The following is a 14,894-nucleotide window of genomic DNA, read 5'->3' on the forward strand; positions in this document are numbered from 1 at the left end:
CCCGGTAGAGGACCTGGAGCAGGTGGTCAAACAGGCCGAAAAGCGGATGTACGACCGCAAGCGGGCCTACTACGAGGACGCCCGGCACGACCGCCGGGCCCGGTGACCGCCCAAACCGCACAGAATCAAACGCCGTCCCCCTCCGGGCCTTGCCCGGAGGGGGACGGCGTTTGCGTTAGGAAGGGGGCACGGCGCCTCCCCCTCACAGCCGGCCCGACCGGCAGGCGATCAGCTGGGCGGTGATGGAGACGGCGATCTCCGCCGGGGTCTCCCCGCCGATGGGCAGGCCGATGGGGGAGTGGACCCGGTCCAGCTCCGCCGGCGGAAAGCCCAGCTCCGCCAGCCTTTCCCGGGCGGCGGCCGCCTTGCGGCGGCTGCCGATGCACCCGATGTAGGGGGCGGGGGTGGTGAGGACCTGGGCGAGCAGCGTAAAATCGCTCTGGTGGCCGGGGGTCATGATGACCACATAGTCCCGGTCGGTGACGGTGATGTGGTCGAAAATCCGGCGGTAGTCCCCCAGGATGACCCGGCTGGCCTGGGGGAAGTGCTCGGGCAGGGCGGCCTGGGGCCGGTCGTCGAAGAGGACCACCCGGAACCCCACATGGGCCAGCAGGGGGCACAGCTCCCGGCCCACGTGGCCGCCCCCGAAGAGGTAGACCACCCCCGCCCGGACCAGGGGCTCCACATAGCAGGCGGGGGCCTCCTGCCGGAGGACCCCCCGGCTCCGGAGCAGGGGGCGCAGCTCCTCCGGGGAGAGGGGGACGGCGAAGCGGGGCCCCCGGGCCCCGTCATAGAGCCCCAGCCCCACGGGCGCGCCCTCCCCCACCGGGGTGATGAGCCAGGCGTCCTCCTCCGGCCGGTCCAGGGCCTCCAGCACGGCCTCCACCATGGGGAGATGGGCGGCGCCGAGCACCTGGAAGGCCACCGTCACCCGCCCCCCGCAGATCATGCCGATGTCCCGGACCTGGTTGGGGGTGAGGTCGAAGGCGCAAACCAGGCGCCCGCCTCCGGAGCGGAGGAGGTCCAGGGCCTCCTCCCGGCTTTTGGCCTCCACCGCCCCGCCGCCGATGGTGCCCAGGCTCCCGCCGTCGGCAAAGACCGCCATTCTGGCCCCCGCCCCCCGGGGGGCGGAGCCGGAGCTGGCCACGATGGTGCACAGGACGGCCTCCTCCCCCCGGTCCAGGGCGGCGCGGAGGGCCGTGAAGAGCTCCCTCATGTCACACACCCCCCTGGGCGGCCTGCTTGCCGATGGAGTTGGCCACCAGGGCGTCATACTGCTCCCGGGTCAGCGTGCAGTGGTAGAAGAGGTCGTAGTACCGGGCCACCTCCTCATAGAGGTCGTAGCCGGCCGCGTCGGGGTAGAGGAGCTTGGCCATCCACAGCATCCCCAGATACCGCTGGACGGAGGGGGGAAAGCCCATCCAGTTGTAGGGGCCCATGGGGGTCTCGTAGTAGTGGCCGGAGGCAATGGCGGTGAGCTGCCCCCAGGCCGGGTCCTCCCCCGCGGCGGCATAGGCGCTCTCGGGGGCGAAGATGATGTAGTCGGGGTCCCAGAGCAGGATCTGCTCCAGCCCCACCTCGTTGCCGGTGCCCTTGGAGGAGGGGGACTCCACCACCGCCAGATTGTTGGACAGCAGGTCGATGATCTCCGAGTGGTAGGAGTTTTGGGCGATGACGTTCTGGCCGTCGGGGCCGGTGATGTAGAGGAGGTCCACCTTGTCCACCCGGCCGGCGATGTCCACGGCCCGGGCGTAGACCTCCTCACAGTAGGCGGCCAGGGTCTCCGCCTCGGCCTCCATCCCCACCAGCTCCCCCAGCAGGCGGTAGGCCTCCCCGGTGGTCTGGGTGGTGGCGGTGATGTGGACAAAGGGCAGGCCGGTCTGCTCCTGGAGGGCGTCCAGGTCCTCGGCGATGGTGTCCTTGGGCTCCCCCACGTCGATGACCACCTGGGCCCCGGAGGAGAGCAGGCTCTCCAGGTTCAGCTCCCCCTGGCCGCCGTAGAGCTGGCCCAGCAGGGGGAGGTTATAATATTCGGTGTCCAGGTATGCCTCGGCGCTCGCGTCCCAGGCGTTGGCGATGCCCACCAGCTTGTCGGGGCACAGGGCGAAGAGGACGATCTGGGCCATGGGGCCGGTGACGGCCACCCTGTCGATCCGGGCGGGGAGGGTCACGGTGCGGCCCACCGAGTCGGTGAAGGTCCGGGTCTCGGCGGCGGGGGCGGCGGACTCGGTCCGGGCCGGGGCGGACTGGGTGGGCGCGGCGCCGCCGCAGGCGCACAGGGAGAGGATCAGGGACAGGGCGAGCAGCAGAGAGAGGGGCTTTTTCACGGTTCCAGACTCCTTTCCGTTTCCGGGGGCAGGTCCCCGGGCATGAGCAGCCAGTGCAGGCCGCGGGCCTGCCAGGAGGCCGCCAGGGGATCTAGAGGCGCAAAAGCCACGAGCACAGATCCCAGGCCACGTCGGCCTTGCTCTGGTTGGGCCAGATCTCTTCACGGCCGTTGCGGTCCACCACGGCCATGCTGTTGGTGGCCGCGCCGAAGCCGCTGTCGCCGCTGTTGACGCGGTTGCCGGCCAGCAGGTCGGCATCCTTGCGGGCGCGCTTGGCCCGGGCCAGCTCCAGCAGGCTTTCCATGTCGGGCGTGGTCTCGGCGGCGAAGCCCAGCACCTTCTGCCCTTCCCGCCGCTGCTGCGACAGGGTGCGCAGGATGTCGGGATTGGCCGTGAAGCGGATGCTGAAGCCGTCCTCCCGGCCTTCCTTCTTGAACTTCTGCGGGCCCAGCGCTTCGGGCGAGAAGTCCGCCACCGCGGCGCAGAACAGGCCCATGTCCATGCGCGGCCAGCAGTCGGACGCGGCCTCGAACATCTCGCGGGCGCTGCCCACGTCCAGACGCTCCACCCCGGCGGGCAGGTCGGGGCAGCCGGGGCCGCACACGGCCGTGACCCCGGCCCCGCGCAGCCAGGCGGCCGTGGCCAGGGCCGCGCCCATGGTGCCGCTGCTGGGATTGGTCCAGTAGCGCACGCCGTCCCACTTCTCGCGCGTGGGGCCCATGGTCAGCATGACGCGCCGTCCCGCCATGTCCTGCGGGGCAAGGGCGCGCAGCGCTGCCAGAAAGATGTCTTCCACCGGGGCCAGGCGGCCCTGCCCGGTGTCGCCGCAGGCCGTGCCGCCGCAGCCGGGCACGATGATTCCGGCCCCGCGCCGCCGCAGGACGGCCACATTGTCCTGGGTGGCCGGATGCTGCCACATGCGCGGGTTCATGGCCGGGGCCAGCAGCAGGGGCCCGTCGAAGGCCAGAGCCTGTGCCGAGAGCATGTCCGAGGCCGCTCCGGCCGCCAGACGCGACAGGGCGTCGGCCGAGGCCGGGGCCACCAGCATGGCCCGGGCCCGCTGCCCCGGTTCCAGATGGTCGAAGACCTCGTCGCCCTCGAACATGCGGCCGTAGACCGGCAGCGCGCCCAGGGCCTCGAAGAGCAGGGGCGTCACGAAACGGCGCGCGCCATCGGTGAGGGTGACGGAAACGTGGATGTCCAGTGCGTGCAGGGCGCGCAGCAGATCCAAGGCCTTGTAGCAGGCCACGGAACCGCAGACGCCCAGATGCAGGCGCTGGCCCGCGAAACGCCGGCTGGCATGGAAGGGCGAGGCGCTCACAGCGCCCGCTCCTGCAGGCCGCCGCTGCCGGAAGGCGCGCCCCAGCTCTCGCTGGTGCCCACGGGCGGCGGGGTGCTGCCGCTGTCGGGCGTCTCGAAGCCGCCGCCCGTGGCGGGCCCGTTGTCCTCGAAGCCGCCGCCGGAAGCGCCGCTGGCCGCCGTGCCGTCGTGACCGCCGCCCTGTCCGCCGCCCAGGGGCAGGATGCTCAGGGGGGAGCCGTCAGGCTGCTTTTCCGCCACCCAGATCTCGGCCACGCAGCTGTAGACCGTCTGGGAAGAGATGGCGATGACGGCAAGGCGGTTGCCGTTCTCGAAAACCAGCATGGTATGCTCGCCCTTGCGCAGGCTCATGCGCACGTTCCAGCCCAAGCCCTGCAGGCTGCTGTACAGGCTCTGGGCCACCTGCTGGCGGTCCGCCTGACCGTACAGGGTCTCCATGCCCTGGGGCTGGCCGTCGCTGCCCGTGGTCTGCGCGGAATGCTGTACGGAAAGTTCCATGCCCGCAGGCAGGGAGATGCCCAGAAGGCGGCTCTGGCGGACGGCGGGCGAAGATCCGAAGGGATTGCTGATGCCCAGATCGGCGCATCCGGCGGCGCCGGCCAGGATGGCCGCAAGGATCAGGGTGACAAGTAGGCGTCGCATTGGCTATACTCCTTCAACTGTCGTCCGGGAGGCCGGACAGCCCGAAAAGGATAGCCTCTCCGGCACGGACTGACAAGCGTCTCCTCGCGGCCCGGCTGCCGGGGCCGCGCCTGGCGGCCGGGAAAGGCTGCCTGCGCCACCGTGCCCGGCGACGGATATTTGCGGCCGCCCCGCGGCCCGGAGAGAAGTGAAGGAAAAGGATCATGCCGCCCGTTTTTGTTTCCGAAGATGATTTTCTGCTGCAAAACTATACCTATGAGCTGCCCCAGGAGCGGATCGCCCAGTATCCGCCGGAACACCGGGGCGCGTCGCGCCTGCTGACCATGCGCCGCAACGGCCCCCTGGGCCTGGAACACCACATGTTCAGCGACCTGCCGGACTGCCTGCCCGAAGGCGCCCTGCTGGTGGCCAACAACTCGCGCGTGCTGCAGGCCCGCCTGCTGGGCAGCCGCGGCACCGGCGGCAAGGTGGAATTCCTGCTGCTCACGCCCCTGCCCCTGGTGCGCGCCGCCGCCGTGCCCGTCAAGGGCCGCCCGGACACCTGGTCCGCCGAGGTCAGCGGCCTGATCCGTTCCGGGGGCAGCGTGCGCGAGGGCGAGACCCTGCACTTCGGCGCGGGCATCAGCGTGACCGTCCTGGAATGCGGCCCCTTCGGCCAGCGGCGCGTGACCCTGTGCTGGCAGGGCGACGTGGCCGAGGCCTTCGCCGCCACCGGGCACATCCCGCTGCCGCCCTACATCAAGCGCGCCGACGCCGAGGAGGACTTCAGCCGCTACCAGACCGTCTATGCCCGCGAGGAGAAGACCGGCTCCGTGGCCGCGCCCACGGCCGGGCTGCACTTCACCGACGAGCTGCGCCGGACCCTGCGCGAGCGCGGCTTCCAGTGGGCCGAAGTGACGCTCTATGTGGGCTACGGCACGTTCAGCCCGGTGCGCTGCGAGGATATCCGCAACCACCAGATGCACCGGGAATATGTGGAACTGCCCGAGGAAACGGCCAATGCCATCGCCGAGGCCAAGGCCCGGCACCGGCCGGTCATCGCCGTGGGCACCACCTCGGTGCGCACCCTGGAAGGCGTGGCCCAGCTCTGCGGCCGGGCCCAGCCCTTTGCCGGCTGGACGGACATCTTCCTCTATCCCGGCCGTCCCTTCCGGGTGGTGGACGGGCTCATCACCAATTTCCACCTGCCCGAGTCCTCCCTGCTGATGCTGGTCTCGGCCTTCGCGGGCCGTGAACGCATCCTGGAGGCCTACCGTACGGCCATCGAGGAAGGCTACCGCTTCTTCTCCTACGGGGACGCCATGTTCATCCGCTAGGCGGCATTTTTGGGCCGATCCGGCAAACGGCCCGGCCTTATGACTGACAAATCCGCAGGCAGCGGCACCCTGTGGCGGGATGCCGCGCCCTGCGCAACCTGCATCATTCAGGGGAACAGCATGTCGCGAATCGTTTTTCTGGAAGAACGCTGCAAAGGCTGCGGCCTGTGTGTGGCGGTCTGCCCGGCGCACATCATCCGCCCCTCGGGACGGTTCAACCGCCAGGGCTACGAGGTGATGGAAACCGAAGGCCGCTGTACGGGCTGCGCCTCCTGTGCGCTCATGTGCCCGGACGTGGCCATCCGTGTCTTCAAATCCCAAAAAACGGAGAAGACCGCATGAGTCACGACCGCATCCTCATCAAGGGCAATGAAGCTGTGGCCTTTGGCGCTCTGGACGCCGGCTGCCGTTGCTACTTCGGCTATCCCATCACGCCGCAGAACGAGATCCCCGAGACCATGTCCCTGCGGCTGCCCGAGTGCGGCGGCCAGTTCGTGCAGGCCGAAAGCGAAGTGGCCGCCATCAACATGCTGCTGGGCGCGGGCGCCTGCGGCATCCCGGCCATGACCTCCTCGTCCAGCTGCGGCATCTCGCTGATGCAGGAGGGCATCTCCTACATGGCGGGCAGCCATATCCCCGCCGTCATCGTCAACATGGAACGCGGCGGCCCGGGCCTGGGCGATATCGGCCCCTCGCAGGGCGACTACTTCCAGGCCGTCAAGGGCGGCGGCCACGGCGACCACCGCAATCTGGTGCTGGCCCCCTCCACGGCGCAGGAATGCTACGACATGATGTTCCGCGCCTTCGCCCTGGCCTTCAAGTACGCCAACCCGGTCATGCTGCTGGGCGACGCCATCGTGGCCCAGATCAAGGAACCCGTGCGCCGCCAGCCCCCGGCCGACGCCGTGAGCCCCGAGGCCCTGGCCGAACTGGCCGCGCCCTGGCGCATGGAAGGCTACGGCAAGCGCGGCCCCGGCGCCAGGCCCCGCCTGCTCAAGTCCGTGTACCTGGCCGAAGGCGCGCTGGCGGCCCGCAACCGCCTGCTCATGGAAAAATACGCCGCCATGCAGGCCGAGGCCCGCGCCGAAAACTGGCAGACCGACGACGCCGAAGTCGTGGTGGTGGCCTTCGGCTCCATGGCCCGCATCGCCCGCAGCGCCATCCGCAAGCTGCGTGGGGAAGGCCTCAAGGCCGGCCTGTTCCGTCCCCTGACGCTCTATCCCTTCCCGTCCGGGGCCCTGCGCGCCCTGGCCCCGGGCCGCCGTTTCCTGGTCATCGAACAGAATACCGGCCAGATGGTGGAAGACGTGCGCCTGTCCCTCATGGGCGAGGATGCCAGGGTGGGCTGGCACGGCGTCATGCCCGGCCTGTTCATCGGCGCCGACGCCCTGGAAGATCCCATCCGTCAGGCCTGCAAGGAGGACTAAGATGCACGCGCACGAACTTGAACAGGCCCTTGTGCCCCAGGACGGCGAGACCCTGGTCTTCGATACCAATCCCGTACTCAACGAGCGCGTGACCCACTACTGCCCCGGCTGCCATCACGGCATCGCCCACCGTCTGGTGAGCGAGGTGCTGCACGAGCTGGGCGTGGCCGACAGGACCATCCTGGTGGCCTCCGTGGGCTGCGCCACCTTCACCTATGACTACTTCAACGTGGACGGCCTCGAAGCCCCCCACGGCCGCGCCTGCGCCGTGGCCACCGGCGTGCGCCGCGCCCGCCCCGAAAGCGTGGTCTTCACCTATCAGGGCGACGGCGACATGGGCGCCATCGGTCTGGCCGAATCCATCCATGCGGCCAACCGCGGCGAGCTCATCACCGGCATCTTCATCAACAACACCGTCTACGGCATGACCGGCGGCCAGATGGCCCCCACCACCCTGCTGGGCCAGAAGACCACCACCAGCCCCCGCGGCCGCGACATGGCCCGCCACGAAGGCGGCCCCATCCGCATGGCCGAACTCATGGCCCAGCTCTCCGGCGTGGCCTATGCCGAACGCTGCGCCCTGGACAGCGTCAAGCATGTGCGCGCGGCCAAAAAGGCCCTGCGCAAGGCCTTCGAGGTGCAGCTGCAGGGCCTGGGCTTCGGCTTCGTGGAACTGCTCTCCGGTTGCCCCACCAACTGGCACATGGACCCCGTCAGCGCCAACAGGCGCATCAGCGAGGCCATGATCCCCGTCTTCCCTCTGGGCGTCTACAAAGACGTGACCGCCCCGGCCGACAGCGAGGTGCAGCATGGCTAAGTATCAGGATGTCATCATCGCCGGTTTCGGCGGCCAGGGCGTCATGCTCATCGGCAACCTGCTGGCCCAGGCCGGCATGGAACACGGCCTCGAAGTGAGCTTCATCCCGGTCTACGGCGCGGAGATGCGCGGCGGCACCGCCAACTGCACCGTGGTGCTGGACGAACACCCCGTGGGCTCGCCCCTGGTCAACACGCCCCGTTCCATCATCGTGCTCAACGAGCCCTCGCTGGCCAAGTTCCAGCCCCGTCTGCATCCCGACGGCGTGCAGGTCGTCAACGCATCGCTCATCTCCGAAGGGCTGCTGGACGGCAAGCACCGCACGGTCTACATCCCGGTCAACGACATCGCCCATGAACTGGGCAATGTGAAACTGGCCAACATGGTGGCCCTGGGCGCCTGGATCAAGGCCACCGGCGCCCTGCCCCTGAAAGCCGTGCAGGAGGCCCTCAACCGCGTGGTCAGCGCCCACTACGCCAAGCTGATCCCGGTCAACGCCAAGGCCCTGCAGGCCGGCTACGACTTCGCGTAACGAACTGGACGGGGGAAGGGAACCCCTCTGCTGGTGCGGGAGCGGTCCCCTTCCCCCGTACCCCCATCCCTCCCCAGCGCTTTCTTCATGGGCATCAGCCTGTTGAGCGCCTGACAGAGACGCGAAAATCAGAACCACCCGCAAAGCGGGTGGTTCTGATCTGACGGCAGGCAAGAGGCCGCTCCGGTGTGCACGGCGGCAGGCTGCCGGCAAGAGAACAGCCAGTGCCTGCAAATGGTTTGCGGGACCTTGCACGGAACGGCAGGGGATCTTTGCGCTGTTCCTTGACGCATGGAAAAAGCGGAGCCCGCGGGCTCCGCTTCGTCATGTGGCCGTAGAACGGGGAAAGACCGGCCTAGCCGGCGTTCTTGTCCTCATCCCCTCCGTCCGCGCCGTCCGTCGCGCCCGTTCCGGCCTTCCCGCAGGAAGCCGGGCCGTAGCGGTTGGGGCCTTCCTGACCGGCGGCGAAGCAGAGGAAGAGCAGCAGGGTTCCGGTCACGAACAGCCAGCCGTAATGCAGGTAGAGCATGTAGGGCGAAAGCTCGCCCTCGTTGTTCATGTAGTTGGACAGGCCGAACATGGGCAGGATGACGGTCACGGTCAGCCAGACCGTCCAGATGCCGCCGGGCAGGCCCAGATCGTGCAGGCGGCGGATGCCCACGGAACTGAGCGGGATCATCAGCAGGGCCCAGAGCATGCCCACGATCATGGGCGACGCGAAGCAGACGGCCAGCGCGCCCAGCAGCAGGAAAAAGAGCAGGAACCAGATGAACTCGGCCCGGCAGCTGCGCCCGTAGCAGCGGGCGAATTTGCCGAAACAGGCGGCGATGGCCGCACCGGGCGTCATGACAGTTTTTTTGCCGGACATGGCTCCTCCATGATCATGCACGCCGCGTCCGGCACGGGGCCGTCCGCAGGCAGCGCTTTGAAAAATACGGTTCCGTACAGCCCGCAAGACGGGGCCATGCGCCGTCCCCGGGGGCCCTCCCGGCGGCCGCGGGCCCGGCGCGGGGCGGGGCCTGACGGCCCGGCCGCCAGTCCGGCCGTCCGGAAGGATACGCCTCTGCGCGGGGCCGCCTTCCGGGGCGGACGGGGCCCGGGCAAGGGCCCCTTTTTTCGCATGGGCCAGGGGAAGGTCTTTGGACGGCCGCGCCCTTTGCCGTCACCGTCACGGGCAGCGGCAAACCATGCCAAAGGCTCTCCCGCCTCTCCCGGAAAAAACGTGTCCCCTAGATGGCGGCATCCATGAGCAGGTTGTCGCGGTGGATGACCTCGGGATAGTGGGCGTCGCCCAGAATGGCGGCCACCTCGTGGCGGCGCAGGCCCATGATCTTGCGCAGGTCCGCGGCGCTGTAATTGGACAGGCCCACGCCCAGCCCGGCGTGGTCGTCGCTCTCGCCCAGACGGGCCACGCGCACCAGGGCGCCCTTCTGGAAATTGCCCAGCACCTGCCGCACCCCGCCGGGCAGCAGGCTGCCGCCCTTGCTGAGCAGGGCCTCGGCCGCACCGGCATCCACCAGCACGGTGCCCGCCGGATCGGACTGGTAGGCCAGCCAGAACTTGCGCCTCGGGATGGCGTGTTCCTCGGGACGGACCCAGGTGCCCACGGCTTCCCCGGCAAAGGCGCGTTCCAGCACGTCCGCCTCGCGGCCGGGCAGGATGAGGGTGGGCACGCCCAGCTGGGCGGCGCGGCGCGCGGCCTGCAGTTTGGAATACATGCCGCCGGTGCCCACGCTGGTCTTGCCGCCGCACATGCGGCCCAGGTCCAGGCCCGCCACATCCTCCACGCAGTCCATGATGCCCGCATCGGGCACTTCCTGCGGGTTGGCCGCGTAGACGCCCGGCGCCGAGGTCAGGTTGATGTACAGATCCGCGCCGATGAGGTTGACCAGCAGGCTGGCCAGGCAGTCATTGTCGCCGAATTTGAGTTCGCTGACCGAGACCGTGTCGTTCTCGTTGACGATGGGCAGCACGCCCCAGTCCATGAGCTCGGCAAAGGTGTTGCGCGCATTGAGGAAACGCTGCCGCGCGCGCAGGTCGTCGCGGGTGAGCAGCACCTGGGCGGTGGGGAAATCATGGGCGCGGAAGACCTCGTCCCAGGCGCGCATCAGCTGCCCCTGGCCCACGGCGGCCGCGGCCTGACGGGCGGAAAGGCCGGAGGTCTCGCCGCTGTGGCCGTGGGCGCGCAGGACGGCGCGACCGGCCGCCACGGCCCCGGAAGAGACCAGCACCAAGCGGCGTCCATGCCCGTCCGGCGCGCTGCGCAGGGCGGCCATCTGCCGTGCCAGGCTCTCCAGCACCGGCGCGCTCAGTCCCCGGGCATCGGTCAGCACGGCGCTGCCCACCTTGATGACCACCACACGGGCACGGGCCAGGGCCTGCGCTTTTTCCTGCCGCCAATCGAGCTGTCTTTCCATGATCGCTCCTGCAAGGGCTCTGAAGAATTCCCGCCCGCCTCCGGCGGACGCCGCCTGACCATAGCTCAAAGCACGACAAACAGCCAGCGCCCTGCATGACAGCGCCCTGCTGTTTTCGGGGGAGCCTGCGCATCTTCGCTGACGATGCCCGCAAGACATGGCGGTTCGACGGAGCGTTTTGAGCAGGCCCCTCCGCGTTGCTGGCGATGGCCGCAAGGCGCCTTGCGCCGCCAACGGGCACGGCCTGCGGCCGCCATCCGGTCGCTGCCCGCGCAGGAGGGCTTTCCGGGGGCAACGGCGTCGGGATGGTTTTTCACGAAGGTCTCTGCCCGCGCGTAAGGGCTTCCCTTCCCCCCAGGCCCCCATCCTTTCCCCGGCGCGCTTTTCAGGTGGGCGCGGGGACTGCGGGGTGGGGGCGTTTCTCCGCAAGCAAAAGCTCCTCCGCCCCATCAAGGATCCCGGGCCTTCCGGGGCTAGCGGTAGAACTCCAGCGAATCCACGATGCCCTGCAGGGCGGGATGGCCGGTGCGGCCCACGATGCTGGCCACGCCGTGCATGCCGTCGAAGGTCCAGAGGCAGACCTCCAGCGGCAGCTCGCCGGCCATGCCCTTGAGGCCGTAATAATTGCCGTTCTGCGCCGTGCGCGCGGCATGCAGCTTTTGCGCGTAATCGGCCGCCAGCTGTTCCGGCGTCATGCCGCCGCTGGCGGCGGTGACGATGGTGACGCTCACGGACTTGTCCGGGGCCACCAGCACCACGCCGTCGCTCACGTCAGGCACGGCGGCCACGGTCCAGCCGTCGGGCGCGACCACGCGGAAGGTCGGCTTTTCCACAGGAGCGGCCAGAGCGGCCGTGCCAAGGGCCAGCCACAGGAGGCAGGCCAGAAGGATAGGTTTCATGCTTCCTCCCCGGATGCGGAGCGGGACGGCCGCCGGCGGACGCGCCCGACACGCGCCGCCGTCCCGTGCCGGGGATGCCGCGCGGCGGGCCCGCCCGCACGAAGCCGCCCTTCCCGCATCACTCGCGGGTATAGATGACTTCGATGTCCTCGAATTCCTCGTCGTCCGCCTCTTCGGCCGCCGCGAAATGATGCAGGGGCTCATGTACCTGCACCTCGTCGCGCAGCTTCCAGAGCTCGGCCACCAACGCCTCAAGGCCGATGCCGTCGCGGGCCGAGATGAAGAAGACCCTGCGTCCGTCGGCGCGGGCGCGGGCGCGCAGGGCTTCCAGACGTTCCTCGTCCACCAGGTCGATCTTGTTGACCACCTCGATCTGGCGGCGTTCGCCCAGCTCGGGGTCGAAGCGGCGCAACTCCTCGTTGATGAGCTCGAAACCGGCCCAGGGATCGTCGTCGCTCACGTCCTCGATGCTGAGGATATGCACCAGGAAGCGGGTGCGCTCCACATGCTTGAGGAAGCGGTGTCCCAGGCCCTGGCCTTCGTGCGCGCCCTCGATGAGCCCGGGGATGTCGGCGATGACCATGCGGCGGTCCGGGTCGTACTCGTCGATCATGACGCCCAGGTTGGGGGTCAGGGTGGTGAAGGGATAGGCCGCGATCTTGGGCCGCGCCGCCGAGACCTGCGAGATGAAGGTGGACTTGCCCGCATTGGGCAGGCCCAGCAGGCCGGCGTCGGCCAGGATCTTGAGCTCCAGGCGCAGCTCGCGCTCCTCGCCGGGCTCGCCGGGCTGGGCGAAGCGCGGGGCGCGCATGGTGGAGGTCTTGAAATGTTCGTTGCCCATGCCGCCGCGCCCGCCCTGGGCGGCCACCACTTCCATGTCGGGCTCGCGCAGGTCGGCCAGCAGATATTCCTCGCCCAGCTCGTCCCGGGCATAGACCAGGGTGCCCACGGGCAGGCCCAGGATCAGGTCGTCGCCCTTGCGGCCGTTGCACTGGCTGCCCATGCCGGGCTGGCCGTTGCGCGCCTCGTACTGGCGCTTGAGGCGGAAGTCATAGAGGGAGAGCAGGCGGCTGTCCGCCTTGAGGATGACGGAACCGCCCTTGCCGCCGTCGCCGCCGTCCGGCCCGCCGCGCGGCACGAATTTTTCCCGCCGGAAAGACACGCAGCCATGACCGCCCTTGCCGGCCCGGACCTGGATAGTCGCTTCGTCCACAAAACGCATGGAAAGTCTCCCGGGTGTCGCCACCCTGTCAGGGACGCCCTGCGGCATCCCGCGGGCCGCTGGGGCCCAAAAAGCAGAAAAGGGAAGAAGCCCTGCGGCCTCTTCCCTTCAAAAATCACGCCTTGCCGCGCCGTTATTCGGCAACGGGGGCTTCCACATGCACGCGGGTGAGCACGCGACGCTTGCGGATGTACTTTTCAAAACGCACCACGCCGTCGGTCTTGGCGAACAGGGTGTAGTCCCTGCCCATGCCCACGTTGGTGCCGGGATAGATCTTGGTGCCGAGCTGACGCACGATGATGTTGCCAGCCAGCACGCTCTGGCCGCCAAAGCGCTTCACGCCGCGTCTTTGGCCCGCACTGTCGCGGCCGTTACGCGAAGAGCCGCCTGCTTTCTTATGAGCCATGGTATACTCCTTACAAGGCAGATTGCCGTGCGCCCCCGCAGGAACGCGCCGCCAAGCTAGCCGTTAATGCTTTTGACGCGGATGGTGGTGCAGTCCTGACGATGACCGCGCAGCTTGCGCGAGTCATTGCGACGCCAGCGCTTAAACACCATGACCTTGGCACCGCGGCCCTGCTCCACCACTTCGGCGGTCACGGCAGCGTTCTCCACATAGGGAGCGCCCACTTTCACGTCGGCGCCGCCAAGCATCAGCACCTTGTCCAGCTTGATTTCGCTGCCGGCTTCACCAGCGAGCTTTTCCACAACGATCTTGGAACCTTCTTCGACGCGGTACTGTTTGCCGCCCGTTTCAATAATAGCGTACATGCTCTTAAACCTCCGAAAAGAGAGAGGCCTGTTTGCCTCATGCTGGGGAAAAAGTCAAGTGATTTTTGATCCGGCCGCGCCACAGGCCACGCATCCGGTGCGGGACGCGCGGTAGTCGGGCCAGTCAGAGGCGTAGGCCAGTTGTGCTGCATAGCACAGGATGCGCCGGGGGGCAATGCCTTTTTGACCGGCAGCGGATTTTTCCCGCACCCGGCGCCCTGCCCGGGAGAGCCCCTGCCGCGCCCGGCATCCATCGCCAGCGCCACGGCATCTTCCCGGGACTGGCGGACATTTCCCGGGGCAGGCCGGCGTATCCGGGACTGGCGGACTGTCTCCGGGCGGGCCATCCTGCGGCACGCTCCAGGGCACGCTCCGGGCCACGCTCCGGGGGCGCGGCCTCCTGCCGGGTCTCCGCCCCGGCGCCCTGCCCGTGTCCCCCGTGCCCCCCGTGTCCGGCCCGCCCCGACTTCCGGCCGTGTTGCGTGCGCTGCCTGCCGCGTTCCCCCTGTCCTGCCCGCTCCCCGCATTGCCAGCCCGGACCAAAGCCGCTACAAGGACATCATGCCGCAGCGCCTGCCGGCCTGCCCTGCCGGCCTGCCCTTCCGCCACTCCAACCCCTGTTCCGCCATGACCGACGAGATCGTTTGCCGCATCGACGCCCTGAGCCACGACGGCCGCGGCCTGCACCGCCCCGAAGACGGCGGGCCTGTCATCTTCGTAGCGGGCTCCCTGCCCGGGCAGACGGTACGCGCCCGCATCCTCCGCCGCCAGAAGCGTTTTTGGGAGGCCGAACGGACAGCCGTGCTGGACGAGGCCGGCATGGCGGCCGACATCTGCGCCCATGGCGAGGATTGCGGCGGCTGCCCCTGGCAGCGCCTGCCTTACGCGACCCAGCTGCGCTGGAAGGAACAGCTGGTGCGCGACGCCCTGGAACGCATCGGCGGTCTGGGCCGTGACGCGGCCCTGCCCCTGCGGCCCGCCCTGGGCTCCCCCCTGCAGCGGGCCTTCCGCAACAAGATGGAATTCGCTTTCGGTCCCGCCGCTGACGGCGGCCTTTGCCTGGGCCTGCGGCAGCGCGGCGGCCTGCGGGTGCACGCGGTCCCCGGCTGCGCCCTGCTGCCCGGCGAAGGCCCGGAGCTGGTGCAGACCTGTGCCCGGCTGGCCGCCCGCAGCGGCCTGCCCGCCCATGTGCCGCTGCCCAGCG

The 14,894-nt window shown here is 69.2% G+C and carries 15 protein-coding genes and 1 pseudogene; 6 read left to right on the forward strand and 10 right to left on the reverse strand.

The window, feature by feature from the left end:
* Positions 1-202 precede the first annotated feature (202 nt).
* From Q1X76_RS08590 to Q1X76_RS08605, 4 genes are all read right to left on the reverse strand, one after another.
* Entirely contained in the window at positions 203-1,216 is a 1,014-nt protein-coding gene (locus Q1X76_RS08590; protein WP_300719256.1) for an XdhC/CoxI family protein, read from the reverse strand.
* Position 1,217: 1 nt separating this feature from the next.
* Positions 1,218-2,327: an ABC transporter substrate-binding protein gene (locus Q1X76_RS08595; protein WP_300719257.1), complete on the reverse strand. Its 1,110-nt coding sequence runs from the start codon at positions 2,325-2,327 to the stop codon at positions 1,218-1,220.
* 91 nt (positions 2,328-2,418) lie between these two features.
* Positions 2,419-3,648, reverse strand: a complete 1,230-nt coding sequence (coaBC, locus tag Q1X76_RS08600; RefSeq protein WP_300719258.1) for a bifunctional phosphopantothenoylcysteine decarboxylase/phosphopantothenate--cysteine ligase CoaBC — start codon at positions 3,646-3,648, stop codon at positions 2,419-2,421.
* Complete coding sequence (locus Q1X76_RS08605; RefSeq protein ID WP_300719259.1) at positions 3,645-4,289, reverse strand: hypothetical protein; 645 nt, start codon at positions 4,287-4,289, stop codon at positions 3,645-3,647. Before Q1X76_RS08605 ends, coaBC begins: the two co-directional genes overlap by 4 nt.
* A gap of 203 nt (positions 4,290-4,492) precedes the next feature.
* Here Q1X76_RS08605 and queA point away from each other — a divergent pair, with 203 nt between their 5' ends.
* From queA to Q1X76_RS08630, 5 genes are all read left to right on the forward strand, one after another.
* Positions 4,493-5,605 carry a tRNA preQ1(34) S-adenosylmethionine ribosyltransferase-isomerase QueA gene (gene queA, locus Q1X76_RS08610; RefSeq protein ID WP_300719260.1) on the forward strand — a complete coding sequence of 371 codons (1,113 nt, stop codon included), beginning with the start codon at positions 4,493-4,495 and terminating at the stop codon, positions 5,603-5,605.
* A gap of 120 nt (positions 5,606-5,725) precedes the next feature.
* Positions 5,726-5,947 (forward strand): 4Fe-4S dicluster domain-containing protein, encoded by a 222-nt coding sequence (locus tag Q1X76_RS08615; protein WP_040369735.1) that lies wholly within the window; start codon positions 5,726-5,728, stop codon positions 5,945-5,947.
* The gene (gene vorB / locus Q1X76_RS08620; RefSeq protein WP_300719261.1) at positions 5,944-7,032 is read left to right on the forward strand and encodes a 3-methyl-2-oxobutanoate dehydrogenase subunit VorB; all 1,089 of its coding nucleotides are present in this window, start codon (positions 5,944-5,946) and stop codon (positions 7,030-7,032) included. The genes Q1X76_RS08615 and vorB overlap by 4 nt, the downstream gene beginning before the upstream one ends.
* A 1-nt stretch (position 7,033) precedes the next feature.
* Positions 7,034-7,849: a thiamine pyrophosphate-dependent enzyme gene (locus Q1X76_RS08625; protein WP_300719262.1), complete on the forward strand. Its 816-nt coding sequence runs from the start codon at positions 7,034-7,036 to the stop codon at positions 7,847-7,849.
* Entirely contained in the window at positions 7,842-8,381 is a 540-nt protein-coding gene (locus Q1X76_RS08630) for a 2-oxoacid:acceptor oxidoreductase family protein (RefSeq protein WP_300719263.1), read from the forward strand. The genes Q1X76_RS08625 and Q1X76_RS08630 overlap by 8 nt, the downstream gene beginning before the upstream one ends.
* Positions 8,382-8,736: 355 nt before the next feature.
* Here the strand turns inward: Q1X76_RS08630 and Q1X76_RS08635 are convergent, their stop codons facing one another.
* The 6 genes from Q1X76_RS08635 to rplU form a co-directional block, all read right to left on the reverse strand.
* Complete coding sequence (locus Q1X76_RS08635) at positions 8,737-9,249, reverse strand: DUF805 domain-containing protein (protein ID WP_300719264.1); 513 nt, start codon at positions 9,247-9,249, stop codon at positions 8,737-8,739.
* Positions 9,250-9,610: 361 nt separating this feature from the next.
* Complete coding sequence (proB, locus tag Q1X76_RS08640; protein ID WP_300719265.1) at positions 9,611-10,798, reverse strand: glutamate 5-kinase; 1,188 nt, start codon at positions 10,796-10,798, stop codon at positions 9,611-9,613.
* 473 nt (positions 10,799-11,271) lie between these two features.
* Positions 11,272-11,697, reverse strand: a complete 426-nt coding sequence (locus tag Q1X76_RS08645) for a hypothetical protein (RefSeq protein WP_300719266.1) — start codon at positions 11,695-11,697, stop codon at positions 11,272-11,274.
* A 118-nt stretch (positions 11,698-11,815) separates the two neighbouring features.
* Positions 11,816-12,919, reverse strand: a complete 1,104-nt coding sequence (gene obgE / locus Q1X76_RS08650; protein ID WP_300719267.1) for a GTPase ObgE — start codon at positions 12,917-12,919, stop codon at positions 11,816-11,818.
* 133 nt (positions 12,920-13,052) lie between these two features.
* Entirely contained in the window at positions 13,053-13,325 is a 273-nt protein-coding gene (gene rpmA / locus Q1X76_RS08655) for a 50S ribosomal protein L27 (protein WP_300719268.1), read from the reverse strand.
* A 56-nt stretch (positions 13,326-13,381) separates the two neighbouring features.
* Positions 13,382-13,690 (reverse strand): 50S ribosomal protein L21, encoded by a 309-nt coding sequence (gene rplU, locus Q1X76_RS08660; protein ID WP_006007380.1) that lies wholly within the window; start codon positions 13,688-13,690, stop codon positions 13,382-13,384.
* A gap of 561 nt (positions 13,691-14,251) precedes the next feature.
* Between rplU and Q1X76_RS08665 the strand changes: the two are divergent.
* Positions 14,252-14,894 (forward strand): annotated as a pseudogene (locus Q1X76_RS08665) (hypothetical protein); the annotation flags it as partial.

Source organism: uncultured Desulfovibrio sp., assembly GCF_949282365.1.
Taxonomy (GTDB): Bacteria; Desulfobacterota; Desulfovibrionia; order Desulfovibrionales; family Desulfovibrionaceae; genus Desulfovibrio.

What these genes read in the sequence shown, in the direction of transcription:
- Q1X76_RS08590 (WP_300719256.1), bottom strand. Translation starts at nt 1,216, where the DNA reads ATGAGGGAGCTCTTCACGGCCCTCCGCGCCGCCCTGGACCGGGGGGAG.
- Q1X76_RS08605 (WP_300719259.1), bottom strand. Translation starts at nt 4,289, where the DNA reads ATGCGACGCCTACTTGTCACCCTGATCCTTGCGGCCATCCTGGCCGGC.
- queA (WP_300719260.1), top strand. Translation starts at nt 4,493, where the DNA reads ATGCCGCCCGTTTTTGTTTCCGAAGATGATTTTCTGCTGCAAAACTAT.
- Q1X76_RS08615 (WP_040369735.1), top strand. Translation starts at nt 5,726, where the DNA reads ATGTCGCGAATCGTTTTTCTGGAAGAACGCTGCAAAGGCTGCGGCCTG.
- vorB (WP_300719261.1), top strand. Translation starts at nt 5,944, where the DNA reads ATGAGTCACGACCGCATCCTCATCAAGGGCAATGAAGCTGTGGCCTTT.
- Q1X76_RS08625 (WP_300719262.1), top strand. Translation starts at nt 7,034, where the DNA reads ATGCACGCGCACGAACTTGAACAGGCCCTTGTGCCCCAGGACGGCGAG.
- Q1X76_RS08630 (WP_300719263.1), top strand. Translation starts at nt 7,842, where the DNA reads ATGGCTAAGTATCAGGATGTCATCATCGCCGGTTTCGGCGGCCAGGGC.
- Q1X76_RS08635 (WP_300719264.1), bottom strand. Translation starts at nt 9,249, where the DNA reads ATGTCCGGCAAAAAAACTGTCATGACGCCCGGTGCGGCCATCGCCGCC.
- proB (WP_300719265.1), bottom strand. Translation starts at nt 10,798, where the DNA reads ATGGAAAGACAGCTCGATTGGCGGCAGGAAAAAGCGCAGGCCCTGGCC.
- Q1X76_RS08645 (WP_300719266.1), bottom strand. Translation starts at nt 11,697, where the DNA reads ATGAAACCTATCCTTCTGGCCTGCCTCCTGTGGCTGGCCCTTGGCACG.
- obgE (WP_300719267.1), bottom strand. Translation starts at nt 12,919, where the DNA reads ATGCGTTTTGTGGACGAAGCGACTATCCAGGTCCGGGCCGGCAAGGGC.
- rpmA (WP_300719268.1), bottom strand. Translation starts at nt 13,325, where the DNA reads ATGGCTCATAAGAAAGCAGGCGGCTCTTCGCGTAACGGCCGCGACAGT.
- rplU (WP_006007380.1), bottom strand. Translation starts at nt 13,690, where the DNA reads ATGTACGCTATTATTGAAACGGGCGGCAAACAGTACCGCGTCGAAGAA.